The organism is Acidovorax sp. PRC11 (assembly GCF_031844105.1).
Lineage (GTDB): Bacteria > Pseudomonadota > Gammaproteobacteria > Burkholderiales > Burkholderiaceae_C > Paracidovorax.
The window spans coordinates 92,522-118,284 of the sequence record NZ_JAUZUQ010000002.1 but is presented as its reverse complement, the minus strand read 5'-3'; the positions used below and the strand labels follow the sequence as shown (position 1 = coordinate 118,284).

Genomic DNA, 25,763 nt, shown 5'->3' with positions numbered 1-25,763 from the left:
GATCCGGCACCCGTGCCACCAGCCCGCGCAACACCGACCTTCCCCTGACCCCGGCCCACGAACCAGCCTCCACGCATGTGGAGGGCTGCAGGGAATGTCGCACCGGTTTTCTTCCCTTCTTTTCAGTTTCGTGGAGCCCGTCATGATGATTTCCAAGCCCGCCACCAAGTACCAACCCACCGCCACCGTGTCCCTGCCCGACCGCACGTGGCCCACGCGCAGCATCACGCAGGCGCCGATCTGGCTTTCCACCGATCTGCGCGATGGCAACCAGGCGCTCTTCGAGCCGATGAACGGCGAGCGCAAGATGCGCCTCTTCGAGGAACTCGTGCGCATCGGCTTCAAGGAGATCGAGGTGGGCTTCCCCGCCGCGTCGCAGACGGATTTCGATTTCGTGCGCCGCCTCATCGAGGAAAACCGCATTCCCGACGACGTGACCATCATGGTCATGACCCAGTCGCGCGAGGACCTGATCGAGCGCACGGTGCAGGCCGTGCAGGGCGCGCCGCGCGCCATCGTGCACCTCTACAACGCCACGGCGCCGGCCTGGCGGCGCATCGTGTTCGGCATGAACGTGTCGCAGGTGATGGAATTCATCGAACACCACGTATCGCTGCTCAAGCGCCTCACCGACGCGCAGCCCGCCACGGCCTGGACGCTGCAGTATTCGCCCGAGACGTTCAGCGCCACCGAGCCCGAGGTGTCGCTGCGCGCCTGCCAGACGGCGATCGCGACATGGGGCGCCGGCCCGGGCCGGCCGATCATCATCAACCTGCCGACCACGGTGGAGAACGCCACGCCCAACGTGTTCGCCGACCAGATCGAGTGGATGCACCGCCGGCTCGCGCCGCGCGAGCACATCGTGCTGTCGGTGCATCCGCACAACGACCGCGGCACGGGCGTGGCCGCGGCCGAGCTGGCGATGATGGCCGGCGCCGACCGCGTGGAAGGGTGCCTCTTCGGCAACGGCGAGCGCTGCGGCAACGTGGACATCGTGACGCTCGCGCTCAACATGTACACGCAGGGCGTGCACCCGAACCTCGACTTCTCCGACATCACGCACGTGGCGCGCGTGGCCGAGGAATGCACCTCGCTGCCGGTGCATCCGCGCCACCCCTATGCGGGCGACCTCGTCTTCACCGCGTTCTCGGGCTCGCACCAGGACGCGATCAAGAAGGGCTTCGCCGCGCAGGACCCGGCGGGCCTCTGGGAAGTGCCCTACCTCCCGATCGATCCGGCCGACCTCGGCCGCACCTACGACAGCGTGATCCGCGTGAACAGCCAGTCGGGCAAGGGCGGCATCGCCTTCCTGCTGGAGCGCGAGCGCGGCGTGGTGATGCCGCGCCGCCTGCAGGTGGAATTCAGCGCCGTGGTGCAGCGCGCGACCGACACGAGCGAAGGCGAGATGGACGGCGGCGCGCTCTGGAGCCTCTTCGAGCAGCACTACATCGGGCCGGCCCACGGCCGGGCCCCGGGCGGCGCGGCCCCCGGCACGCTCACGCTGCACGGCCAGCGGCTGGAGGAAGACGGGCAGGGCATCGCGCTCGACGTGACGATCGACGGCGTGCGCCAGACGCTGCAGGGCCGGGGCAACGGTCCGATCGATGCCACGGTGGACGCGATCGGCCTGCCGCTGCGCGTGGACCACTACGAGGAGCGCGCCACCGGGGCGGGGGCGGGCGCCCAGGCGCTCGCGATCGTGGAGGCCGCGCTCGAGGGCGTGCCGGGCGCCACCTTCGGGGTCGGCCTGGACCACAGCATCGTGAGCGCGTCGGTGCAGGCCGTGGTGGCGGTGGCCAACCGGCTGATCGCACGGCGCGGCACGAAGGCCGACACGGCGCAGGCGGCTCCGGCCACGGCCTGAGGTTCGAAGCGCCCCGCGGAAATCCGGTGAACGCCGCCGGTTTCCGCACCTGCGTTAATCTGCGGCGCCATGCAGACCGAGTCTCCCCCTGCCCGCAGTGCCCGTGGTGACGCCGCCGCGGCGGGCCTTTCTTCCCGCCGCACCGTGCTCGCCGCGGCATCGGTGGCGGCCGTGCTGCTGCTGCCGGCCTGCGGTACGTCGCCCTCCCGCGGCCGGCGCGGCGGGGCGCCCGCTTATTCGTATTCGCGCCTCACGCCCGAGCAATCGAGCGACATCGCGATCCATGCGATGGGCCTGGTCGGCACGCCGTACCGCTACGGCGGCAACACGCCCGAGGGCGGGTTCGACTGCAGCGGCCTGATCGGCTATGTGTACCGCAGCCTCGCGGGGATTCCGCCGCCACGCACCGTGGCGCAACTGAGCGATTTCGGCGCCCCGGTGGAGGCGGGCGACGAGCGCACCGGCGACCTGGTGATCTTCGGCTCCGGCCGGCCGACGCATGCGGGCATCGTGGTGGAAGGCGGCCGCTTCGTGCATGCGCCCTCCACGGGCGGCACGGTGAAGCTGGACCGCTTCAGTTCGGGCTACTGGTCCCGCCAGCCGATCGCGTTCCGCAGGCCGTGAGCGGGCCTCCGCCGGCCGGCACCGGCGGATCGGTGCGACCTGGCGCAAGGCTTTTTTTTTCGGGCGCGCGACAATCGCCGCCCATGAACCCCACCATTTCCCAGGACGCTGCCGGCGTCGCTTCCGCTTCGCACGTCCACCGCACCGCGCCGCAGCCCGGTACCCACGACACCACGCGCATCGACGACACGCGCATTAAGGCCGTGCGGCCGCTGATCACTCCGGCACTGCTGCAGGAGTGGCTGCCCGCCCCCGACAGCGCGCAGGCGCTGGTGGAATCGAGCCGCGCCGCGCTCTCGCGCGTGCTGCACGGCGAGGACGACCGGCTCGTGGTGGTGGTGGGGCCGTGCTCTATCCACGACCACGGCCAGGCGATGGAATACGCCAGAGCGCTCAAGGAGCATGCCGACCGGCTGGCGGCCGACCTGCTCGTGGTGATGCGGGTGTATTTCGAGAAGCCCCGCACCACCGTGGGCTGGAAGGGCTACATCAACGACCCGCACCTGGACGGCAGCTTCGCCATCAACGAAGGACTGGAAATGGCGCGGGCGCTGCTGCTGGACGTGCTCGCGCTCGGCCTGCCCGTGGGCACGGAATTCCTCGATCTGCTCTCGCCGCAGTTCATCAGCGACCTGGTCAGCTGGGGCGCGATCGGCGCGCGCACCACCGAGAGCCAGAGCCACCGCCAGCTGGCCAGCGGCCTTTCCTGCCCCGTGGGATTCAAGAACGGCACCGACGGCGGCGTGAAGGTGGCCTCGGACGCCATCCTCGCGGCCCAGGCGCCCCATGCCTTCATGGGCATGACGAAGATGGGACAGGCGGCGATCTTCGAGACGCGCGGCAACCGCGACTGCCACGTGATCCTGCGCGGCGGCCGGCAGCCCAACTACGCGGCGGCCGACGTGGACGCGGCCTGCGCGCTGCTGCGCGGCGCCGGACTGCGCGAGCAGGTGATGATCGACGTTTCGCATGCCAACAGCAGCAAGCAGCACCGCCGCCAGATCGACGTGGCGGCCGACGTGGCGGCGCAGATCGCGGCGGGCGATGCGCGGATCACCGGGCTGATGATCGAAAGCCACCTCGAAGAGGGCCGCCAGGACATCGTCGCCAGCCAGCCGCTGCAGCGCGGGGTGTCGGTGACGGATGCCTGCATCAGCCTCGCGCAGACGGTGCCGGTGCTGGAGGGGCTGGCCGCGGCAGTACGTGCGCGGCGCCACCACGGTTGAGCTGTCATCGCCCGCCGGGCTGTTGTTTTCTGCACGGATTCCGCCCTGCAGTCACGTCCGTACGGGGCGGCCAGGGTGTACATTCGGAAACACGCACGCCCTGGATCATCCGCTTCAGACAGCGGGTGGCTCCGGCCCTGCCATTCCCCGTCCAACCACCACCACGCCCACGCCATGCAGGTGCAGCCGCCCCCGCCTCCGACGTCGCACGTTCCTGAGCGCAGGGCTTCCACTTGCCTCCCGGAACGCTGACCATGGGGGCACGCACGGACGCTCCCGGCCGGCGCCTGGATGCGCTGCACGCCTGCGCCATCCTCGACACCCCGCCCGAAGACACCTTCGATCAGCTGGCCCGCCTCGCCGCGCACCTGTGCGATGCGCCTCTGGCCGTGATCGGCTTCGTGGACGCGGACCGCGAGTGGTTCAAGGCGAGCTCGGGCATGGCCGCCGACGTGCTGCAGAAATTGGCCGGCGCCCACACGCTCTGCACGCTCGCGCAGGGCGGGCAACTCGTGCAGGTCGAAGATGCCCGCGCCCATGCCGCGCTGCGCGGGCACCCCCTGGTGCTGGGGCCGCCCCGCATCCGCATGTGCGCCTGCATGCCGATCCGCAACGCCGAGGGACTGGTGCTGGGCGCCGTGGTGGTCATGGACACGGCTGCACGCACGCTGGATGCCGCGCGGCAGGAGGCGCTCGCGGCCATCGCCGAACAGACGATGGCGCTGCTGGAACTGCGGCGGCAGCGGCGCGGCTGGGTGCGGCGCGCGCAGGAGCGCGCGCTGTCCGAGGAGCGCTTCCACCTCGTGGCGCGCGCCACGGCCGACGCGATCTGGGACTGGAACCTCACCGACGATTCGATGTGGTGGAACGAGGGCATGGAAACCCTGTTCGGCGTGCCGCTGCACACGCTGCCGCACGACAGCACTTCGTGGACGCAGCGCCTGCATCCGGACGACAGCGACCACGTGCTCGAGGGCATCCACGCGACCATCGAGGGAACGTCCCGGCACTGGACCGACGAATACCGCTTCCGCCGCCAGGACGGCACCTATGCCTGGGTGCGCGACCGCGGCTTCGTGATCCGTGACGACGAGGGCGCGGCCGTGCGCATGGTGGGCGGCATGACCGACATCAGCGCCCAGAAGCAGAGTGCCCTGCAGGCGCAGCGGGACGCGAGCGCCCATGCCGAGCTGGTGCGCGTGCAGCAGCGCATGAGCGCACCCGAGCTGCCGCTGGACGAAGTGCTGCAATTGGCGGCGCGCACCGCCATGGACTTGGCGGACGGGCATGGCGCCATGGTGGTGCTGCGCGAGGGCGAACGCCTGCGCGTGCGCGCCAGCACCGGCCGCCGCTCCGAACCCGTGGACGAATCGCGCCCCGTGCTCGGCTACCCGCTCTGGGAGCAACTGGGCGCGGGGCAGACCGTTCTGTACAGCGACGGCGCGCAGCCGCAGGCGCTGCTGGCCACCGACGAAGGCCGGCACGGCACGCTGTCGTTCATCGCGGCGCCGCTGCGCGCCGGCGAGAACATGCTGGGCATGCTGAAGGTGAACGCCGATCCGGTGTTCACGTTCACGCAGCGCCATGTGGCCTACGTGCAGATCCTGGCCGAATCGCTGGGCGCCGTGCTGCAGCTGCGCAGCTACGCCGCGCAGCTGAGCGCGTCGGAGCAGCAATACCGCTCGCTCTTCGACGCCCATCCGCAGCCGATGTGGGTCTACGAGCGCGGCAGCCTGCGCATCCTCGCCGTGAACCGGGCCATGGTGCGCCACTACGGCTACACGGAAGCCGAGCTGCTGGGGATGACGACCGCGCAGCTCTGGCCCCCGCAGGAACGCGTGCGCCGGGAAGTGGAAGCGCGCGCCCTGCCGCCTGGAATGCGGCGCGACGGCGTGCACCGCCGCCACTGCCGCAAGGACGGCACGCTGATCGACATGGAGGTCTACGCGGGTGACACCACCTTCGCCGGACGGTCCGCGCGGCAGGTGCTCGCGACCGACGTGACGCAGCGCATGCGCGTGGAGCGCGAGCTGGCGCGCGTCGGCACGGTGCAGCGGCTGCTGAGCGCCTGCAACGAGGCGCTGGTGCGCGCCACCAGCGAGTCGGCACTGCTCTCGGAGGTGTGCCGCATCGCGCGCGAAGTCGGCGGCTACCGCAGTGCCTGGGTGGGCATGGTGCGCAGCTGGACCGTCGGGGGCACGGAGCGCCGCAGCATCGAGCCGGTGGCCTGGGCCGGCCTGACGACCGTGGCCGTGGAAGCCCTGCGCCCCCGTGGCCGGCAGGACGCCCCCTGGACGCCGCACAGCCCCGGCCCCTCCGGCGAAGCGCTGCGCAACGGCCGCCCGGTCATCGTGCACGATCTGGCCAAGGACCCGGACGCGGGCCTCTGGGCGCAGCCGCTCATGGAGCAGGGCCTGCCCGCCGTCATCAGCCTGCCGCTGCGCGATGCGGAACAGGTGTTCGGGCTGCTCACGCTCTACCCCGAGGACGTGCTGGAGACCGGCGCCGAGGAAACCGAGCTGCTGCAGCAGCTCGCCAACGACATCGCGTTCGGGCTGGGCAGCCTGCGCACGCGCCAGGACCAGCAGCGCCTGCAGGCAGTGGTGCTCAAGGCGGCGGCCGCGGTGTCGGCCAGCACCGGCACGCAGTTCTTCAAGCAGCTCGCCAGCCACATGTGCGACGCGCTGGGCGCGCAGGCGGGTTGCGTGACGCGCCTGCTGCCGCAGCCGGCCGGCCAGCTGCCGCGCGCGGTGACGCTGTCGCGCGTGGAAGAGGGCGTGGCGCAGCCCAATGCCGAGTACGCGCTGGAAGGCACGCCGAGCCTGCGCCTCGTGAACGAGGCCGAATGCGTGATACCGCACGGCATCTCGGAGCTCTACCCCGATTCGCCCGCTGCGCGCATGGGCGCGCAGGCCTACGTCGGCCTGCAGCTGCGCGATGCCGAGGGACACGCCATCGGCTTCGTGTTCGTGGTGTTCCGCGAGCCGATGCAGCAGCCGGGCATGGTGATTTCCACGCTGCGCATCTTCGCGGCCCGGGCCGCCGCCGAGATGGCGCGCCAGGCATCGGACGCGCACATCCGCCGGCAGGCCTCGCTGCTCGACAAGGCGCGCGACGCGATCATCGTGCGCGACCTGGACCACCGCATCACGTTCTGGAACGAAGGCGCCGAGCGCCTGTACGGATGGACGCGCGAAGAGGCGACCGGCCAGTCCATCGCCATGCTGCTCTACCAGGACATGCAGGAATTCCTGCGCGCCACCCAGACCACGCGCGAGCACGGCGAATGGTCCGGCGAGATCGTGCAGTTCCACCGCGACGGCCGTCGCCTGGACGTGGAAGGCCGCTGGACGCTGATCCCCGGCGAGCAGGGCCAGCCCGACGCGATCCTGGCGATCAACACCGACATCGGCCAGCGCAAGGCGACCGAGCGGGAGATCCAGCGCCTGGCGTTCTACGATTCGCTCACCGGCCTGCCCAACCGGATGCTGCTGATGGACCGCATGCGCCAGGCCCTGGCGACGGCGCACCGGCGGCGCCAGGGCGGAGCGCTGCTCTTCATCGACCTGGACAACTTCAAGACCCTCAACGACACCCTGGGCCACGACCAGGGCGACGTGCTGCTGCAGCAGGTGGCGGCGCGCCTGAACACCTGCGTGCGCTCGGTGGACACCGTGGCCCGCCTGGGCGGCGACGAGTTCGTGGTGATGGTGGAGGGCCTCAGCGCCCACGCCGACGAGCTCGCCATGAGCGCGCGCACCGTGGGCGAGAAGATCCTGTCGGTGCTGGCGACGCCGTACGTGCTGCAGGGCTACCACTACCGCAGCACGCCCAGCATCGGGGTGGCGCCGTTCGGCGACGGGCGCACCTCGACCGTGGGCGAACTGCTCAAGCAGGCCGACCTCGCCATGTACCAGGCCAAGACCGCCGGCCGCAACACGCTGCGCTTCTTCGACCCGGGCATGCAGGCGGTGGTGACGGCGCGCGCCGAACTCGAGAACGACCTGCGCGCCGCGCTGGCGCGCGACCAGCTCATGCTGCACTACCAGCCCCAGGTGGACCACCGCGGCTGCGTGACCGGCGTGGAGGCGCTCGTGCGCTGGCCGCATCCGCACCGCGGCATGGTCTCGCCCGGCGAATTCATTCCGCTGGCGGAGGAAACGGGCCTCGTGCTGCCGCTGGGCCGCTGGGTGCTGCACACCGCCTGCACGCAGCTCGCCCGCTGGAAGGACATTCCCCAGCGGGCCCACCTCAGCATGGCGGTGAACGTGAGTTCGCGCCAGTTCCACCACGAGGCGTTCGTGGAGGACGTGGTCCGCGCCATCACGTCCACGGGCGCGCCGGCCAACCGGCTGAAGCTGGAACTGACGGAAAGCCTCTTCGTGGAGGACATGGAAACCACGATCGCCACCATGTCGGCCCTGCGCGCCCATGGCGTGGGTTTCTCGCTGGACGACTTCGGCACGGGCTACTCGTCGCTGAGCTACCTCAAGCGCATGCCGCTGGACCAGCTCAAGATCGACCAGAGCTTCGTGCGCGACCTGCTGGCCGATCCGAACGACGCGGCCATCGTGGACACCATAATCGCGCTCTCGCGCAGCCTGGGCCTGGACGTGATCGCCGAAGGCGTCGAGACCGCCGAACAGCGCGGCTGGCTCGAACACGCCGGCTGCCGTGCCTACCAGGGCTATTTCTTCAGCCGCCCGCTGCCCGAGACGGTCCTCGAAGACTTCCTGCGCGCCCGGATCACGGCCCGCTGAGCCGCTGCCGCGCCCGTGGCGCTGCTCCATGCGCCCGGGCATCGCTGCGGGCAACCTCCCACATCCCACCAGACGCCCGCAGAGCGGTTTTCGGCGGCAGGGCGCCCACCCCCTACGTGACACCCGCCAAGAGGCCTTCCCGGCCCTTCCAGAGGCCTGGGCAGTGCGTGTGCCGTCCGGCCCTGCCTGCGGCTGTTTCTCCTGCCGCCATCACACGCTCCTTCCGCACACTGTACGGCCCTAGTTTCCGTACCCTGGTTGTCCCTGTCTTCTTCTTTGTAGTTTTTATAAAAACATAGTCGTAGTAGTAAGGACCGGCCCGTTCTGTGGATAACTGCGGATTTCCGTTGTGCGACAACGGTTTTCGCCGCGGACCAACCCTGTGGGTGGCACCCGGCTGCCGCTGTCCGCGCGTCGGGGACAAATCGGCGCGCCGGCCGTTTCGTGTGGACAACTGGGCGCTTGTGCGAAAGATGTCCCCAGGGTTGTTCTTCCGGACCGGCCGTGGGCAGCCCGCAGCCGCGGAAATCCGGGGTCCGCAGCGCTTCTGGCCGGCCCCGGGGCGCGCACATCCGCCGAAATCGTCCGGTCGGCGGGGTGGAGGGCGGCAGGCTGCCTGCCGTCGACCGGCGCTCGCCGCGTGCCAGAACCGCGGATCGTTCTCCTGCCGACCGTTCCGGTGCGCCGAAAGCGTGCGCCAGCCGTCCTGGATCCCCGCTCAAGGCCCGCGGCACCGTGGGGTCGGCCGGGGGGCCCGTGCGGCACTCGGTTGCCGCCCCTGCCCACGCTTCGCTGCCCATGCACGCCCGGCGGCAGCCACCACCCCGCGGCCGGATCGGCGCACAAACCTGCCCGCGGACCGTTTTCGGTGCCCCGGACGGATGTTCTTGTTATTACTTGAAAGCTTTTATAAAACCATAGGAATAGTAGTAAGGACCGGCCCCTTCTGTGGACAAGCGGCTTTTATCCAATGGCTGCGCGGACTTGGATGCGGCCGAACCCTGTGGCGCGAACCGGGGTGAACCCGCGCGCCGACCGATAACAACTTCGGCCAACCGGTCGCGCCTGTGGATAACGTCGCACTTGCTCCATAAATACCCCCAGACTTATCCACAGGCGGTAAAAAAACACGGTCAAAAAAAAGCCCCGCAGGGCGGGGCTCTCTGGAAGCGGGCGCCGACGGCAGGGCCGGCTGGCCGTCGCAGGGTCAGAAGTGGTAGGCGTAACGCAGCTGGACGAAGTTCTCGCCGGGGTTCGGCTTCTTGATCCCGCCGTTGGAGAGGTGCTGCACGCGCACCATCACCTCGTGCTGGCGCTGCGCTCCCAGGCTGTAGCCCAGGCCCAGGTGGGACGCGAAGTTGTAGCGGGTGCCGAACTCCTTGTGGACCGTTTCGTAGCGCTTGTCCATGTAGGTGACGCCGATGCCGCCTTCCCAGAAGAAGGCCGAGCGGCCGTTGTCCGGCCGCAGGCGGAAAGTGGGCGTGACGCCGACGAGCGTGGCGTGGCCGGACCCGCCCGCGACGCCGTCGTACGACCAGCGGCTGGCGTGGATGTCCCAGTAGCCGCGCACTTCATGGCCCAGCAGTTCGCTGCGCCAGTTGCCCCAGGGCAGGGTGACGCCCAGGGTGGCCGCATCGGTGCTGTGCTCCGCCCAGCCCCCCTGCACGTACACCGACGGGGTGTCGGCAGTGCCTGCCGTCTGTGCCTGGACGCCCATCGCCGTGACGGCCGCCAGAACGAAGAAAGCGCCCCGGGCCACCAGCGTGGCGCCGAGGCGCTTCGTGAATGAATGATTCATGAGTGAATTTCCAGTTATATCGCGACTGTGAGGTTACACACTCGGCGCGGCACACTGTAGAACCGCGACTGGTCATCCACTGTAGGCGGCCGCCGCGTCAGCGACGGCCGCGTCGGCCTCCTGAATCACTGCGGAGCGGGCGGCGGCGCCACGGGCGCGGGCACCGGTTGGCCCTGGCCGTGCCGGCCGCCGTGGCCGCCCGGCTTGCCGTCCTTGCCGTGCATGCCGTCCCGGCCATGCATGTGGCGGCTTTCCTGGTCGAACACCTTCTGCTGCGCCGGGGTGAGCGCGGCGTAGAAAGTCTTCACGGCTTCGTCGCGGCGGTCCGCCGCGGCGTTGTGCTGGGCGCGCAGCGCCTTCATGCGGTCGATGCGCTCCGGTGTGGTGAGCTGTGCCATGCCGGCCATGTCGGGGCGCGGGCCTTGCGGGCGCATGGCGGCGGTGAAGGCGTCCCAGGCGGGTTGCTGGGCGGGCGTGATCTGCAGCTTCTGCCGCAGCGCTTCCGTGCGCTGGGCCCGGCGGGCTTCGCGTTGTTCGGGGCTGGGCATGCGGTGCGGGCGCTCGGCCCCCGCGGTGGCTGCCGGGGCGCCGGGCTGCGCCGGCGGAGCGGGCTGGGCGAAGGCGGGTGCGGCCAGCACGGCCGCCAGTGCGGCGGCCGCGGCGGCGGTGGCGAAGCGTCGTTGCAGGAGGGGTGCGGTCATGGGGGAAGTCCTTTCGTGCCCCGGGGGGCGTTGCCTCCGCGGCCGGTACGGCGCGGTGGTTGAGGGCCAGTGTCGGCCGCCCGTGTATCCCCGCCATGAGGAGGGCGTGTGGCTGTGTAAAGTTGTGCCAAGGTTCTGTGTCCCCGCCGGGGCGCAGCAACGACAATGGCGCCCTTTCGCCGGCACCGCGGCCGGCGCGCCCGCCCCAGGGCGATACCGCACACAAGGAATTCCGTGTTCAAGAACATGATCATCTACCGCATCGCCGAGTGGCATGCGGAACTGCCCCAGCTCGAAGAAGCCCTCGCCCGCACCCCGTTCGTGGAGTGCGGCGCCACCCAGGAGAAATCCGTCGGCTGGGTGCCCCCGCGCGGCGAGGCCCACGGCGCGCTCGCCGAATCCGTGGGCGGCCAGTGGATCCTGCGCTTCATGACCGAATCGAAGATGCTCCCGGGCTCGGTGCTCGCGCGCAAGGTGAAGGACAAGGCCGCGCGCATCGAGCGCGAGACCGGCCGCAAGCCCGGCAAGAAGGAAACCCGCGAGCTCAAGGAAGAGGCCAAGCTCGACCTGCTGCCGATGGCGTTCACCAAGCAGGGTTCGATGTGGATCTGGATCGACACCGAGGCGCGCCTGCTGGTGCTCGACACCGGCAGCCAGGGCCGCGCCGACGAGGTCGTCTCGCTGCTGGTGGAAGCGCTGCCGGGCCTGTCGGTCTCCCTGCTCGACACGCAGACCTCGCCGCAGGCGGCCATGGCCCACTGGCTCAAGGAGCAGGAACCGCCGGTGGGCTTCAGTGTGGACCGCGAGTGCGAGCTCAAGAGCGCCGACGAATCCAAGGCCGTGGTCCGCTACGCGCGCCATCCGCTCGACATCGACGAGATCCGCGAGCACATCGCCGCAGGCAAATTGCCCACCAAGCTCGCGATGAGCTGGGACGACCGCGTCGCCTTCGTGCTGACCGAAGGCCTGCAGATCAAGAAGGTGTCGTTCCTCGATACGGTGTTCGAGGGCCGCGGCCAGGACGACTCGGGTTTCGACACCGACGTGGCGATCGCCACGGGCGAACTCTCCAAGCTGATTCCCGACCTGATCGAGGCGCTGGGCGGCGAGGGCCGCACGGGGCTGGACGGCCCGGCGCCGGCACCGGGCGAGCGCCAGGCCGATGCGGGCGGTGCCGCTGCCGCGCCGGCGGCTGCCGCGGCGGGCGCGGGCGCCGACGCGGACGACGACGCACCGTTCTGACCGGGCGGCTCGGTCCGTGGCCTGCGCGCCGCGGGACCGCCGGGGCCGGCCCGGGCAACGGCCCGGGCAACGGCCCGGGCGCGGATCGGTGCGGCTACCATCGCCCCCCATGGCGCTCAACTGGGTCTGGATCGGCTTTTTCACCATCGCGTTCGTGACCGCCGCCGTGCGCTGGGCCCTGGGGGATGGAGACATCTTCCCGGCGCTGCTGGCCGCGATGTTCACCGCCGCGCGCTCGGGCTTCGAGATCTCGCTGGGCCTGGCCGGCGCGATGGCGCTCTGGCTGGGCCTGATGCGCGTGGGCGAGCGCGCCGGCATGGTGGAACTGCTCGCGCGCGCGGCCGGCCCGCTCTTGCGGCGGCTCTTTCCGGGCGTGCCGCAGGGCCATCCGGCGCAGGGCGCGATGACCATGAATTTCTCGGCCAACCTGCTGGGCCTGGACAACGCAGCCACCCCGCTCGGGCTCACCGCCATGCGCGAGCTGCAGTCGCTGCACACGGGGCCGCGCGATACGGCCAGCGACGCGCAGATCATGTTCGTGGTCATGAACACGGCCGGGCTCACGCTGATTCCCACGTCGGTGATCGCGATCCGCCAGAGCGTCGCGGTGCAGCAGGGGCTGGGCGCGGGCTTCAACGCGGCGGACATCTTCCTGCCCACGCTGCTGGTCACCTTCATCGCGCTGATCGCGGGCGTGCTGGCCGTGGGCATTTGCCAGCGGCTGCCGCTCTGGCGGCCCCGGCTGCTGCTGCCGCTCGCGGCCGTGTCCGGCCTGCTGGGCGCGGCCGTGTGGGCGCTGGGCCGGCTGCCCGCGGAGCAGGCGTCCCGCATCGCGGGCACCCTCGGCGCGGCGGTGATCCTCGGCATCGTGATGCTGTTCATCCTGGCCGGGGCGGTGCGCCGCATCAATGTGTACGACGCCTTCATCGACGGCGCCAAGGAAGGCTTCGGCGTGGCCGTGCAGATCATCCCCTACCTCGTGGCGATCCTGGTGGCCATCGGCGTGTTCCGCGCGGCCGGCTGCATGGACGCGCTGCTCGCGGCCGTCGGCGCGGGCGTGGCGGCGCTCGGCTGGAACACGGATTTCCTGCCGGCTCTGCCGGTGGGTCTGATGCGGGTGCTCTCGGGCGCGGGTGCGCGCGGGCTGATGGTCGACGTGATGCAGGCGCACGGCGTGGACTCGTTCGCCGCGCGGCTCGCCGCGGTGATGCAGGGCTCCGCCGAGACCACCTTCTACGTGCTGGCGGTGTACTTCGGCAGCGTCGGCGTGAAGCACACGCGCCATGCCCTGGCCTGCGCGCTGTTCGCCGATGCCGTGGGTCTGGCCGCGGCGATCGCAGTGGGGTATGCGATGCTGCGGTGACGGTGGACGGGCTCGCCAATTGCAGGAGAATCCGGGCTTTCCTTTCTTCTTCTCCCTGTTTCAGCCAGAGAGCCTCATCCCGTGACCGACGCAGTGCAACGCCCCGAACTCCCCGACCATCTCTCCATCGATCCGCGCAGCAAGTTCCATGTGCCCGCGGTGTTCGAGCACGACATCGGCATCCGCTTCAACGGCAAGGAACGCTTCGACGTGGAAGAGTACTGCGTGAGCGAAGGCTGGATCAAGGTGCCCGCCGGCAAGACGGTGGACCGCAAGGGCCGGCCGCTGATGATCACGCTCAAGGGAACGGTGGAAGCGTTCTACAAATAAAAAATCCGCCGGGAAGGCGGATTTCCTGGGCCGGCAGGCCGGCGGTGCGTGGCGCCGTCACTCGCACCGGAACCGCACCTGCAGCACCGATGGAGTTCCGGCGGTGCGCGACGTGGCCATGCAGCGCTTCGCCGCGTCGTCCATGCGCTGCACCAGGCGCACCGTGCCCCCTGCGTAGTCGCACGAGGCGAACTTGCCTTGCGGGTAGTCGCCCTCGAACACCCACGTGGCGGTGGACTCGCCCCTGCCACCCTTCGCGCCCTTGGCCGGCCTGTCCGACGTGGGCACCAGTGCCGCACCCTGGGCGGGCGGGCCGTCGAAAAAGTTGTAGCCGGTGAGGCGCAGCGGGCGGGCGTCCAGCACGATCTCGGTGCCTGCAGGCACGCCCGGGGCACTGGCCTTCGGGGCATCGAGCCGGACCGTGGCGGGACACTCGAGCATGGCGGCCGGCGCGGCCTCGGTGCCGGTGGGCGCCGGAGCCGGTGCGGACGCCGATGACGTGGCAGCACCGGCCAGTCCCGTGCCCACGATGAGCAACAGGGCCAGGGCCACCGACCGGCCGCCTGCGAGGTCGAGGGCAGAGGCGGAGGCGGAGGCTGAAGCGGAAGCTGGATGCGTCATGGAGATTCCGGTGTCGTTCTTCTGGCGTGCCTGCATCGTCATTCGATGACGGAATACGCGGCGGCGTTGTTGCTCGGGTCGGCGAAGTCGCCGTTCTTGCGCTGGGGCTTGGGACGCACGTAGCGCATGGACACCTTGGGCTTTTGCGTATCGCTCAGCCACTGGTCCATGATCCAGATGCCGCCGGCATCCTGCGCGATGAAGAACGCCGCGTGGTTGCCGGTGGGCAGGCTGCCGTACTTGCCGGCGCTGTTGAACGTGGCGATGGCCGTGCCCTTTTTGATGTGGGCGTTGCCGAACACGGTCTCGCCCTGTTTCCAGGTGCTGGTGTGCGGCAGCTGTGCATAACGCTGCAGGAGCGCCACGCAGTGTTTGCTGCCGACCTTGTCGGTTCCCTCGAGTGCTTCGGCGTTCTGGTAGATGTAGGGCATCTGCTGTCGTCGGATCGAAAAAACGCGATCCTATGCGCCCACGGAGCGTTTGCCGCGGCTGTTTCCAACCGTTGCAATCACACGCGCTCGAAGATGGCCGCGATGCCCTGGCCTCCGCCGATGCACATGGTGACCAGCGCATAGCGGCCGCCCGTGCGGTGCAGCTCGGCAATGGCCTTGGTGGTGATGATCGCGCCCGTCGCGCCCACCGGGTGGCCCAGCGAAATGCCCGAGCCGTTCGGGTTCACCTTGGCCGGGTCCAGGCCCAGTTCCTGGATCACGGCGCAGGCCTGGGCGGCGAAGGCTTCGTTGGCCTCGATCACGTCCATGTCCTGCACCGACAGGCCCGTGCGCTGCAGCACCGCGCGCGTGGCGGGCACCGGGCCGATGCCCATGTAGGCCGGGTCCACGCCAGCGTGCGCATAGCCGACCAGGCGCGCCAGGGGCTTGGCACCCAGTGCGGCCGCGCGGTCGCCCGCCACCAGCACCACGGCGGCGGCGCCGTCGTTGATGCCCGAGGCATTGCCTGCCGTCACCGTGCCGCCGTCCTTCTTGAACGCGGGCTTCATGCCGGCCAGCACCTCGACCGTGGTCGCGGCGCGCACGTGCTCATCCGTATCGAACAGCGTCACCGCGCCTCTGCGGCCCGGGATTTCCACCGGCACGATCTGCGACGCGAAATGCCCGGCCGCGATGGCGGCGGCGGCGCGGCGCTGGCTCTCGGCGGCGAGCTGGTCCTGCGCCTCGCGGCCGATGCGGTAGCGCTCGGCCACGTTCTCGGCGGTGATGCCCATGTGCATCTTCTGCCACGGGTCGTGCAGGATGCCCAGCATGTAGTCGATGCTCTTGGCGTCGCCCATGCGTGCACCCCAGCGGGCCGCGGTGTCGAAATACGGTCCCCGGCTCATCGATTCGCTGCCGCCGCCGATCGCCACGTCGCAGTCGCCCAGCGCGATCGCCTGCGCCGCGGAGACGATCGCCTGCAGACCCGAGCCGCACAGGCGGTTGACGTTGAAGGCCGGCGTCTCCACCGGGCAGCCCGCGTCGATGGCGGCCACGCGCGAGAGGTAGGCGTCCTTCGTGTCGGTGGGAATCACGTTGCCCATCACCACATGCCCCACCGCATCGGCCGCGATGCCGCTGCGCTCGATGGCCGCGCGCACGGCGGTGGTGGCGAGCTGGGTGTTGGGGATGTCCTTGAGCGAGCCGCCGAAGGTGCCGATGGGGGTGCGGGCGATGGAGGCGATGAGGATGTCGCGTGGAGGCATGGCTGATGGTCCTTCGAAGAGAGAAAAGGTGGGAGATCGACTTCCCACAGGCGTGTTGCCTGTCGGGTTCTGGGGCGGCGATCCATGCCGCCATCGTAGGTTTGTGATCTCGCACGCACTGGCGCCAAGGCGTCATCGCATAGGACGTGAAAACCTTGGGACGAGCGAAACTTTTAAACCTTGCGGGTTTTATAAGTCGTTGACCTGAAAGGATAAATTTTGGAGGTATAGATCTTCTATACCTCTTCGGATCAAGGCTTTCCTGCTCCGCTCTCCGGATCAGCCCCAACCGCCCCCCGCCAGATCGTCCAAAATCGGGCAATCCGGCCGCCCATCCCCCTGGCAGCAGCCCACCAGCTGCCGCAGCGAGCGCTGCATGGCCTGCATGGACTCGATGCGGCGGCCCAGGTCGTCGATGTGGGCCTGGGCGATGCGCTTGACCTCGCGGCTGGCGCGGCGCTGGTCCTGCCAGAGGCCGAGCAGGGCGGCGATCTCGTCCATCGAGAAGCCGAGGTCGCGCGCGCGGCGGATGAAGCGCAGGGTGTGGATATCTCCTTCGCCGTACTGGCGGTAGCCGCCGTCCGTGCGCGCCACGCCGCGCAGCAGGCCGAGGGCCTCGTAGTGGCGGACCATGCGCTGCGAGACGCCCGCCCGCGCGGCGGCGGTGCCGATGGGCACCGGGCGCTGCGGTGCCTGCGCGCTCATGCCGCGACCGTGTAGCCCTCTTCGGTGATGGCGGCGGCCAGCGCCTCGCGGGGGCGGTCGCTGTCCACCACGACGCGGCCGGTGGGCAGGTCGACCTGCACGGTGGCGTCGGTGTCGACCTGGCGGACGGCGTGCACGACGGCGCGCTCGCAGTGGCCGCAGGTCATGCCCTGGACTTGGAAGCTGTGTTGCATGGCGGGCTCCTTTTCAGACAAATGCCGGTGATGGGATGTCGGGATCATGAACCCTGACATGGTGGCAGAGTCAAGCGCCGGCCGTGCGATGCCAGGGCCTTGACCTTGCCATGATGTCAGGGGTTAACGTGCCGGCATGGCTGATTCATCTTCCTCCCCTTCCTTCTCTCACGACGGCCCGGCTGCCGCGCTGGCGGAGCGGTCGCTGGACCTGGGCATCGGCGGCATGACCTGCGCGAGCTGCTCGGGCCGCGTGGAGCGCGCGCTGCGCAAGGTGCCCGGCGTGCGCAGTGCCGAGGTCAACCTCGCGACCGAGCGCGCGCACATCGTCTACGGTGCGCCGGACGGTGCGGCGCCCGATGCCATGGACGGCCTGCTGCGCCGCGCCGTGCGCCATGCCGGCTACGAGCCGCACGCGGCGGATGCGCCGGAGCCGCCGGAGGCCTCTTCGCCCTGGGCCGGTTTTGCGCCGGTGGCGGTGGGGATCGCGCTGTCGCTGCCGCTGGTGCTGCCCATGCTCGGCGGCCTGGCGGGGCGGGACTGGATGCCGCCGGCCTGGCTGCAGTGGCTGCTGGCCACGCCCGTGCAGTTCGTGCTGGGCGCGCGCTTCTACCGCGCGGGCTGGCATGCGCTGCGGGCACGCGCCGGCAACATGGATCTGCTGGTGGCCATCGGCACGAGCGCGGCCTATGGCCTGTCGCTGTGGCTCTGGCTCACGGCCGCGCATGGCGGCGGGGGGGGCCATGCGCCGCATCTGTACTTCGAGGCCTCGTCCGTCGTGATCACGCTGGTGCTGCTGGGCAAGTGGCTGGAGGCGCGCGCCAAGCGGCAGACCACGGAAGCGATCCGTGCGCTGCATGCCCTGCGGCCCGAGGCCGCGCACTGGATCGGCCCGGATGGCGAAGTGGACGTGGCCGTGGCCGAGCTGATGGCGGGCGACCGCATCGCCGTGCGCCCCGGCGAGCGCCTGCCGGTGGACGGCACGGTGCTCGAAGGGCACACGCAGGTGGACGAATCGATGCTCACCGGCGAGCCCCTGCCGGTGGCGCGGAACCCGGGCGACGCGGTGACGGGCGGCTCGGTGAACGGCGACGGCCGCGTGGTGGTGCAGGTGACGGCGGTGGGTGCCGAGACGGTGCTGGCGCGCATCATCCGCCTGGTGGAGGACGCACAGGCCGCCAAGGCGCCGATCCAGCGGCTCGTGGACCGGGTTTCCGCGGTGTTCGTGCCGGTGGTGCTGGCGCTGGCACTGTGCACGCTGCTGGGATGGCTGTGGGCGGGCTCCGGCATGGAGGCCGCGCTGATCCACGCAGTGGCGGTGCTGGTGATCGCCTGCCCCTGCGCGCTGGGCCTGGCGACGCCCGCCGCGATCATGGCGGGCACGGGCGTGGCCGCGCGGCACGGCGTGCTCATCAAGGACGCCGAGGCGCTGGAGACGGCCCACCGCGTGGACACCGTGGTGTTCGACAAGACCGGCACGCTCACGCTCGGGCGGCCGCGCCTGCAGGCGTTCGAGGCGGCGCCCGGGCACGACGGGCGGGCGCTGCTGGCGGTCGCGGCCGCATTGCAGGCGGGCAGCGAACACCCGCTCGCGCACGCCACGCTGCAGGCCGTGCGCGAGCGGGGCGAAGCCCTTCCGGCAGCGGCCGACGCGGTGCGGGCCGTGCCGGGCCGGGGCACGGAAGGGCAGGCGGGAGGGGCCGCATGGCGCCTGGGCAGCCTGCGCTGGATGGAGTCGCTCGGGGCCGACGTACCGCCCGCATTGGCTGCACGCGCGCAGGCTCTGCAGGACGGCGGTGCGACGGTGTCGGCGCTGGCGGAACGGCTGCCCGGCGGCGGTGACGCGGTGCGTGCACTGCTGGCCTTCGGCGACGAGCCCAAGCCCGGCGCGGCCGCGGCGATCGAGGCCCTGCGCACGCGCGGGCTGCGGGTGGCGATGCTGTCGGGCGACAACCGCGGCGCGGCCGAGGCGATGGCGCGGCGGCTGGGCCTGCGCCCCGAAGCGGGCGAGGTGATCGCCGAGGTGCTGCCCGCCGACAAGGCGGCGCACGTGGCGCGGCTCCAACGCGACGTTGCACACGGAGCGGGTTCATCGGGGGTCCGCACGGTCGCCATGGTGGGCGACGGCGTGAACGACGCTCCGGCGCTGGCGGCGGCCGACGTGGGCATCGCCATGGGCAACGGCACCGACGTGGCGATGCATGCCGCGGGCATCACGCTCATGCGTGGCGATCCCGCGCTGGTGGCGGCGGCGCTCGACATATCGCGCCGCACGGTGGCCAAGATCCGGCAGAACCTGTTCTGGGCCTTTGCGTACAACGTGGCCGGCATTCCGCTCGCCGCGCTGGGCTATCTGAGCCCGGTGGTGGCCGGTGCCGCGATGGCGCTCAGCTCGGTGAGCGTGATGGCCAATGCACTGCTGTTGAAGCGCTGGCGTCTTTGAGAATCACTCCCCATTCGGTTACGCTTGCCCCTCAGTCAGCTACGTTTTGTTTCATTCATAGCCAGCCCGCATCGCCGGGTTGGGGGGATTAGAGGAAGGCAATCATGAAGTTAGATTCGCTCATGCGCGGGTTCACCATCCGTGTCCGCATGCTGGGGGCCATCGGTGTCGTACTGGGTCTGCTGGGCCTGCTGGGCGGGGCGGGCATGCTGGGCATGTTCCGCATCCACGCGATGAGCGAGGACTTCATCGGCCACTCGTTCGCGCAGGTGAGCGCGATGGCCGAGCTGCGCGGCGAGATGGGCGCCATCCGCCAGTACGAGAAGGACATGATCATCCAGTACGAGAAGCCGGAGGGCGTGCAGAAGGCGCATGCCGCCTGGCTGGCCAGCCTGGATCGCGCGAAGAAGGTCGCCGCCACCTTCCAGCAGGGCGGACAGGACACCGACAACCGGCTCGCCAGCGACATCGTGAAGCGCCTGGATGCCTACAGCGCGCAGTTCGCGAGCATCGCGCGCCAGCTCGAGGCCGGCGGCTACGACAGCGCCACCATCGCCAACCGCATGAGCACCCGGGCCATCGCGGAGTTCGCCGAGGCCGACAAGCTGCTGGTGCAGCTCAACGAGGCGCTGCGCAAGGAAGTCGCGGCCGTGACCGAGCGCCAGCAGACCGTGTCCGAGCAGACCAAGTGGCTGTTCGCGCTGGCGGTGCTGATCACCGTGGTGGTGGTGGTGCCGCTCACGCTGCTGAACATGATTTCCATCTGCCGCCCGCTGGTGGAGGCGCGGCGCATGGCGCAGGCCATCGCCGGCGGCGACCTGTCGCAGCGCATGCACGTGGAGGGCCGCGACGAAGTGGCCGACCTGCAGCGCTCGCTGCAGGGCATGCAGCAGGGCCTGAGCGCCCTCGTGTCGCAGGTGCGCGATGCGAGCGGCAGCATCGCCACGGCGAGCCAGGAGATCGCTTCCGGCAACCAGGATCTGTCCTCCCGCACCGAGCAGACCGCCAGCAATGCGCAGGAGGCCGTGGCTTCGCTGTCGCAGCTGACGGCCACGGTGCAGCAGACGGCGTCGTCCTCGCAGGTGGCGAACCAGCTCGTCGCTTCCGCCTCGGGCATCGCCACGCGCGGCGGCAGCGTGGTGGAGCAGGCCGTGGCCAGCATGCACGAGATCTCGGCCTCCAGCCGCAAGATCGGCGACATCATCGGCCTGATCGACTCGATCGCCTTCCAGACCAACATCCTGGCGCTGAACGCCGCGGTGGAAGCGGCCCGTGCCGGCGAGCAGGGCCGCGGCTTCGCGGTGGTGGCGGGCGAGGTGCGCAGCCTCGCGCAGCGCAGCGCCCAGGCGGCCAGCGAGATCAAGGGCCTCATCAGCTCCAGCGTGACGGCCGTGAACGGCGGCGTGCGCCACGTGGAGGATGCCGGCACCGCCATGAAGGAAATCGTGGAGAGCGTGCAGCGCGTCACGGACATCATCGGCGAGATCACCTCCGCGTCGGCAGAGCAGTCCTCGGGCATCGGGCAGGTCAACAGCTCGGTGGGCGAGATCGACCGCATGACCCAGCAGAACGCCGCGCTGGTGGAGGAATCCGCCGCCGCCGCCCAGTCCCTGCGCGAGCAGGCCGCGCGCCTGTCGCAGGTGGTGCAGCAGTTCCATCTGGACGACAGCGGCACCGCGCTGCATGCCATGGCACATCCCGACACGGGCCGCGATCTGGCGCTGCTGCCGGCCTGAGGTCGATAGCGGCCCCGGCGGCCGCCCGCCCTGCCGAAAAAAACGCCCGGACCGACGTGATCGGCCCGGGCGTTTTTTTGTGGACGCACGGCTTCCAAGACCATCCGGCACATCCGCCAGAACCTTGGCGCCAGCCAGCATCGCTGACGGGCGGGCATTCGTCCACGACTTGTCAGCCGGCCAGTTCCTTCGACCAGCTCGCGTACCAATCGCGGAACAGCTGGTACTGGTTCTGGGCATAGTTGCGCTGCGCGTCGGTCAGCACGTCGGTCTCGTTGAAGTGCAGCGTGTATTCCTGCTGCCCGTTGAGCACCAGCAGGTACTTGTAGTAGAGCACCAGGTCCGTTCCCTCGTCGAACGACGACAGCACTGCCAGGGCTGCTTCCAGCTCGCGGGCCTGGCGGCGCGCGTTCACGTCGCCCTTCGCAGCCTTCTTGCACAGGTCCACCAGTTGCAGCACCTCGCGCGGCAGGGCGTTGCCGATGCCGGTGATCGCACCGGTGGCGCCGCAGTTGACGAAGCCGTGGAACACCTGCGTGTCCACACCCACCATGAGGGTCACCTCCTCGTCTTGCGAGGTGATGTTTTCCGCTGCGTACCGCAGGTCGGCGGCACCGCCGAATTCCTTGAAGCCGATCAGGTTCGGGTGAGCGGCGCGCAGTTCGAAGAACAGATCGGCGCGCGTGGCGAAGCCGTAGTAGGGGCTGTTGTAGATCACGGCCGGCAGCTGCGGCGCGGCCGCGAGAATGGCCGAGAAGTGCGCCTTCTGCGCGGTGGCGGAACTGCCGCGCGAGAGCACCCGCGGAATCACCATCAGACCGTGCGCGCCGACCTTCGCCGCATGCGCGGCATGGGACACCGCTTCGCGCGAATTGACCGCGCCGGTGCCCACGATGGTGGGGATGCCGGCGGCCACCAGGCGGGCCACGCCTTCCTGTCGCTGCGCCTCGCTCAGCAGGGGCCAGTCGCCCATCGAGCCGCAGTAGACGACGGCGCTCATGCCGGCGTCCACCAACGAGCGACCCTGCGCCACCAGGGCGTCGAAGTCGGGCTGGCGGTCGGGGGTGCACGGGGTCATGAGTGCGGGAATGGTGCCGGTGAAGATGTTGTCGCTCATGAGGTTCTACCTGTTGAAAACAATGGGATCGGCGCACGGGCCGGGAAAGTGAACGCCTTTTAATAGGCTGTAAATATATTAGCGATATGCCGATGGGGAGCATAGGCGATGCGCTCTTTTTGCACAAGCACCCGACGAAAAAGCTGTGGTGAACCCGCTGGAATAGATTCGCGATATATTGCTCCGGCACCTGCCTGCAGGATTCCACCGACCCACACGTTCATTCCAATGTCCTCCTCCGGCAAGAAGCCTCCCGCCAAGCCGGCGCCCAAGCGCCGGGCCGCCGACATCGCCTACGACAAGATCGAGTCGCTCATCGCGCGGCTGGAGATCGCCCCGGGCACCCCGGTCGTGGAGGCCGACATCGCCGAGATGACCGGCATGGGCCGCACCCCGGTCCGCGAGGCGCTGATGCGCATGGTGTCGATTGGGCTGGTCGCGCAGCAGCCGCGGCGCGGCCTGGTGGTCTCCAGCATCGACGTGTCCGACCACCTCGACGTGGTCGAGACCCGCCGCGTGCTGGAGCGCCTGATCGCCGCGGCCTCCGCCCGCCGCGCCACGCCCGAGCAGCGCAAGGCGCTGGTGGCGGCGGCGCAGAAGATGATGAAGGCGGCCGAGAAGGACAACCTCGATGCCTACATGCAGGCCGACCAGGAGCTCGACCACATCAACCATGCCGCCTGCGGCAACGCGTCGGCGGTCGGTGCGGTGCTGCCGCTGGTGGTGCAGTGCCGCCGCTTCTGGTATGCCTACCAGCACGAAGGCGAGATCAGCGAAGGGGCGCAGGCCCACCTCGCGATGGCCGAGGCGATCGCCTCCAGCGACGCCGCCGCCGCCGAGGAAGGCGCCGAGCAATTGATGCGCTACCTGGCGCGCTTCACGCACCGCATCATCAATTCCTGAGGAGGAAGCGCAGGGGCGTCGCCCCCGGCCCTGGCACATCCTGTGTCGGAGGCGCTGGGGTCAGGAGCGTCCCGGGCCCTGCGGCGCGTGCGGCGGGCGGTCAGAGCTTCGCGCCCACCGCCCGCAGTTCGGCGATCTGCGGCGCCTTGGGCAGCCAGAGCTTGTCGAACGCTTCGATGGCCGGCTTGGTGTCGAAGTTGCTCAGTTCGCGGATCGCGATCGGCTCCTTGCGCAGTTTCTCCAGCAGGCCGGCCTCGGTCATGACGATGTCGCTGATCTGCGCGTCCAGTACCTGGGCCGTCAGTTGGCGGATCAGGTCACGGTCCTTGGCGTCGAGCGTCTGCCAGACGCGGCCGGAGAACAGGGGCGCGAAGGGCATGAACAGCGCGTTCATCGGCATCATGACCTTGGAGACCTTGTCGAAACGCTGGTTCCAGGAGAATTCGACATCGGCTTCCAGGCCGTCGACCTGTCCGTTGGTCATCGCGTCGAACACCGCCGGGGTCGGGATCGGCGTGGGTGCCGCGCCGAAGTACTGGTAGAAGTCGCGGTAGACCGGCGTGGGATTGATGCGCAGCTTCATGCCCTTGAGGTCGTTGGGCGTCTTGATGTCCTTGGTGGAGAACACCACCCGCATGCCGGTGATGCCCCAGCCTAGGCCCACGCAGCCGGTCTCGCGCGGCAGCACTTCCAGCAGCTTGAGCGCCGCGGGCGTCTTGACCAGCTTGCCGGCGGCAGCCGTGGAGCGCACCAGGTAGGGCGCGTTGATCGAGGCCACGCTGGGTACACGGGTGCCGAGCTCGGCGGCCTGAATCCAGCCCATGTCGAGGGCGCCGGACTGCATCTGCTGCATCATCACCGACTCGTTGCCGAGCTGGCCCGAGTGGAAGACGGTGACCGTCAGCCGGCCGTTGGTAGCGTTCTTGAGTTCGTTGCCGAACTGCATCGCGGCCCGGTTCCAGGAGTGGCCCGCGGGTGTGATCACGCCCAGGCGGAATTCCTTGGGCGCTGCGGCACGCGAGGGAGTCACGAACGCCAGGGGCGCGGCGGTGGCGGCCGAGGCCTGGAGGAAATGGCGGCGGTTCAAGGGCATGGCGGGCTCCGTGGAAAACGAGGTGAGGACGAAAGCGGAAACGAAAGCGGGCGACCGGGATGCGCGGGCGCTCCGGCCTACTTCAGCAGGCCGAGCGACAAGCTCGGGAACAGCGACAGCATCACCAGCGCGACGCAACTGATGATGAAGAAGGGCAGGGTGACGATGAACATCTTCCCGGGCTTGGCCCCGGTCACCGCGGAGGCGACGAAGAAGCTGAGCCCCACCGGCGGCGTCATCAGCCCCAACACCAGGTTGATCACGATCACCACGCCGAAATGGCGCGGGTCGATGTGGTAGACCTCGGTCGCGATCGGCAGCAGGATCGGCGCGGTCATGATCAGGCCCGGGATGCCGTCGATCACGGTGCCGATCACCAGCAGGATCAGGTTGACCAGCAGCAGGAAGGTGATCGGATCCTTCGCGACGGTCTGTATCCATTCCGCGACCAGCTGCGGCACCTTGCCGTAGATCAGCAGCCACGAGAACACCGACGCGGCGGCCACCAGGAACAGCACGATGGCCGAGTAGATGCCCGAGCGCAGCATGATCGCGCCCAGGTCGCCGAGCCTGAATTCGCGGGTCACGTAGCGGCCCACCAGCACCGCGCTCACCGCGCCCACGGCGGCGGCCTCGGTGGGGTTGGCCACGCCGGTCAGGATCGAGCCCACGATCACCAGCGGGATCAGCAGCGTCGGGCTCGACACCAGCACGGTGTGGGCGCGCTGGCGCAGCGTGCGCTTGGGACTGCGCGGGTAGTTGTAGATGAAGCCCATGCAGGCGATCACCCCGAAGAACAGCGCCGTCAGCAGGATTCCGGGCAGGATGCCCGCGATCAGCATGTCGCCCACCGCCACTTGCGCCAGCACGCTGTAGACCACGAACATCACCGAGGGCGGGATGATCGGACCCAGCATGCCGCCGTAGACCGTCAGGCCCGCGGCAAAGGTCTTGTCATAGCCCTGCTTCTCCATCTCCGGCACCATCACCTGCGCCATGATCGCCACCTGCGCGGTGGCCGAGCCGATGATCGACGACACCAGCATGTTGGCCAGGATGTTGACGTAGGCCAGCCCGCCCTTGACCGAGCCGACGAAGGCCATCGACAGGTCGACCAGCCGGCGCGTGATGCCGCCGCTGTTCATCACCTCGCCGATCAGGATGAACAGCGGGATTGCGATCAGCCCGTAGCTGTCGACGCCCGCGAACATCTGCGTCGCGTAGGACTGCAGCAGCACCGGGTTCTCGATGCTGTAGATGTAGAAGATGCCGGAGAGACACAGGCACAGGCCGATCGGCACGCCGACCAACATGATCGCCAGGAAGAAGAGCGAGGTCATCATG

20 protein-coding genes are annotated in these 25,763 nt (G+C 69.7%); 10 read left to right on the top strand and 10 right to left on the bottom strand.

Features of this window, described 5'->3' with window-relative positions; translation table 11 throughout:
• The first annotated feature begins 145 nt into the window (after positions 1-145).
• From leuA to Q9R47_RS02605, 4 genes are all read left to right on the top strand, one after another.
• Entirely contained in the window at positions 146-1,864 is a 1,719-nt protein-coding gene (leuA, locus tag Q9R47_RS02620) for a 2-isopropylmalate synthase (protein WP_311231898.1), read from the top strand.
• A gap of 69 nt (positions 1,865-1,933) precedes the next feature.
• Positions 1,934-2,488, top strand: a complete 555-nt coding sequence (locus tag Q9R47_RS02615; RefSeq protein WP_311231649.1) for a C40 family peptidase — start codon at positions 1,934-1,936, stop codon at positions 2,486-2,488.
• Positions 2,489-2,571: 83 nt separating this feature from the next.
• Positions 2,572-3,714, top strand: a complete 1,143-nt coding sequence (locus Q9R47_RS02610; RefSeq protein ID WP_311231648.1) for a 3-deoxy-7-phosphoheptulonate synthase — start codon at positions 2,572-2,574, stop codon at positions 3,712-3,714.
• Positions 3,715-3,968: 254 nt separating this feature from the next.
• Positions 3,969-8,474 (top strand): EAL domain-containing protein, encoded by a 4,506-nt coding sequence (locus tag Q9R47_RS02605; RefSeq protein ID WP_311231647.1) that lies wholly within the window; start codon positions 3,969-3,971, stop codon positions 8,472-8,474.
• 1,207 nt (positions 8,475-9,681) lie between these two features.
• On the opposite strand, the gene Q9R47_RS02600 is transcribed toward Q9R47_RS02605, so the two are convergent.
• Both Q9R47_RS02600 and Q9R47_RS02595 read right to left on the bottom strand, forming a co-directional pair.
• A complete protein-coding gene (locus Q9R47_RS02600; protein ID WP_311231646.1) occupies positions 9,682-10,272 on the bottom strand; it encodes an acyloxyacyl hydrolase in 591 nt (196 codons plus the stop codon).
• A 125-nt stretch (positions 10,273-10,397) separates the two neighbouring features.
• On the bottom strand, positions 10,398-10,973 hold the full coding sequence (locus Q9R47_RS02595; protein WP_311231645.1) for a Spy/CpxP family protein refolding chaperone: 576 nt from the start codon (positions 10,971-10,973) through the stop codon (positions 10,398-10,400).
• Positions 10,974-11,207: 234 nt separating this feature from the next.
• On the opposite strand from Q9R47_RS02595, the gene Q9R47_RS02590 reads away from it, so the two are divergent.
• The 3 genes from Q9R47_RS02590 to Q9R47_RS02580 all read left to right on the top strand — a co-directional run bounded on the left by Q9R47_RS02590 (position 11,208) and on the right by Q9R47_RS02580 (position 13,908).
• Entirely contained in the window at positions 11,208-12,215 is a 1,008-nt protein-coding gene (locus tag Q9R47_RS02590; protein ID WP_311231644.1) for a recombination-associated protein RdgC, read from the top strand.
• Between the two features lie 109 nt (positions 12,216-12,324).
• Positions 12,325-13,578 carry a nucleoside recognition domain-containing protein gene (locus tag Q9R47_RS02585; RefSeq protein WP_311231643.1) on the top strand — a complete coding sequence of 418 codons (1,254 nt, stop codon included), beginning with the start codon at positions 12,325-12,327 and terminating at the stop codon, positions 13,576-13,578.
• Positions 13,579-13,659: 81 nt separating this feature from the next.
• Positions 13,660-13,908: a DUF3297 family protein gene (locus tag Q9R47_RS02580; RefSeq protein WP_311231642.1), complete on the top strand. Its 249-nt coding sequence runs from the start codon at positions 13,660-13,662 to the stop codon at positions 13,906-13,908.
• Positions 13,909-13,965: 57 nt separating this feature from the next.
• Here the strand turns inward: Q9R47_RS02580 and Q9R47_RS02575 are convergent, their stop codons facing one another.
• From Q9R47_RS02575 to Q9R47_RS02555, 5 genes are all read right to left on the bottom strand, one after another.
• Entirely contained in the window at positions 13,966-14,529 is a 564-nt protein-coding gene (locus tag Q9R47_RS02575; protein WP_311231641.1) for an STY0301 family protein, read from the bottom strand.
• Between the two features lie 38 nt (positions 14,530-14,567).
• A complete protein-coding gene (locus Q9R47_RS02570; RefSeq protein WP_311231640.1) occupies positions 14,568-14,960 on the bottom strand; it encodes a BPSL0067 family protein in 393 nt (130 codons plus the stop codon).
• A gap of 77 nt (positions 14,961-15,037) precedes the next feature.
• A complete protein-coding gene (locus Q9R47_RS02565; protein WP_311231639.1) occupies positions 15,038-16,228 on the bottom strand; it encodes an acetyl-CoA C-acyltransferase family protein in 1,191 nt (396 codons plus the stop codon).
• Between the two features lie 279 nt (positions 16,229-16,507).
• Positions 16,508-16,933 carry a Cu(I)-responsive transcriptional regulator gene (locus Q9R47_RS02560; protein WP_311231638.1) on the bottom strand — a complete coding sequence of 142 codons (426 nt, stop codon included), beginning with the start codon at positions 16,931-16,933 and terminating at the stop codon, positions 16,508-16,510.
• Positions 16,930-17,127, bottom strand: coding sequence for a heavy-metal-associated domain-containing protein (locus Q9R47_RS02555; RefSeq protein WP_013592558.1), 198 nt, complete (start codon positions 17,125-17,127; stop codon positions 16,930-16,932). The genes Q9R47_RS02560 and Q9R47_RS02555 overlap by 4 nt, the downstream gene beginning before the upstream one ends.
• Positions 17,128-17,263: 136 nt before the next feature.
• On the opposite strand from Q9R47_RS02555, the gene Q9R47_RS02550 reads away from it, so the two are divergent.
• Positions 17,264-19,570 carry a heavy metal translocating P-type ATPase gene (locus Q9R47_RS02550; RefSeq protein ID WP_311231637.1) on the top strand — a complete coding sequence of 769 codons (2,307 nt, stop codon included), beginning with the start codon at positions 17,264-17,266 and terminating at the stop codon, positions 19,568-19,570.
• A gap of 104 nt (positions 19,571-19,674) precedes the next feature.
• On the top strand, positions 19,675-21,306 hold the full coding sequence (locus tag Q9R47_RS02545; RefSeq protein ID WP_311231636.1) for a methyl-accepting chemotaxis protein: 1,632 nt from the start codon (positions 19,675-19,677) through the stop codon (positions 21,304-21,306).
• 172 nt (positions 21,307-21,478) lie between these two features.
• Here Q9R47_RS02545 and Q9R47_RS02540 read toward each other — a convergent pair whose 3' ends face one another.
• Complete coding sequence (locus Q9R47_RS02540; RefSeq protein WP_311231635.1) at positions 21,479-22,423, bottom strand: dihydrodipicolinate synthase family protein; 945 nt, start codon at positions 22,421-22,423, stop codon at positions 21,479-21,481.
• Between the two features lie 228 nt (positions 22,424-22,651).
• Here Q9R47_RS02540 and Q9R47_RS02535 point away from each other — a divergent pair, with 228 nt between their 5' ends.
• A complete protein-coding gene (locus Q9R47_RS02535; RefSeq protein WP_311231634.1) occupies positions 22,652-23,326 on the top strand; it encodes a GntR family transcriptional regulator in 675 nt (224 codons plus the stop codon).
• Positions 23,327-23,426: 100 nt separating this feature from the next.
• Here Q9R47_RS02535 and Q9R47_RS02530 read toward each other — a convergent pair whose 3' ends face one another.
• Both Q9R47_RS02530 and Q9R47_RS02525 read right to left on the bottom strand, forming a co-directional pair.
• Positions 23,427-24,419, bottom strand: coding sequence for a TRAP transporter substrate-binding protein (locus tag Q9R47_RS02530; RefSeq protein WP_311231633.1), 993 nt, complete (start codon positions 24,417-24,419; stop codon positions 23,427-23,429).
• A 77-nt stretch (positions 24,420-24,496) separates the two neighbouring features.
• A complete protein-coding gene (locus tag Q9R47_RS02525) occupies positions 24,497-25,762 on the bottom strand; it encodes a TRAP transporter large permease (protein ID WP_311231632.1) in 1,266 nt (421 codons plus the stop codon).
• Position 25,763: the final 1 nt, after the last annotated feature.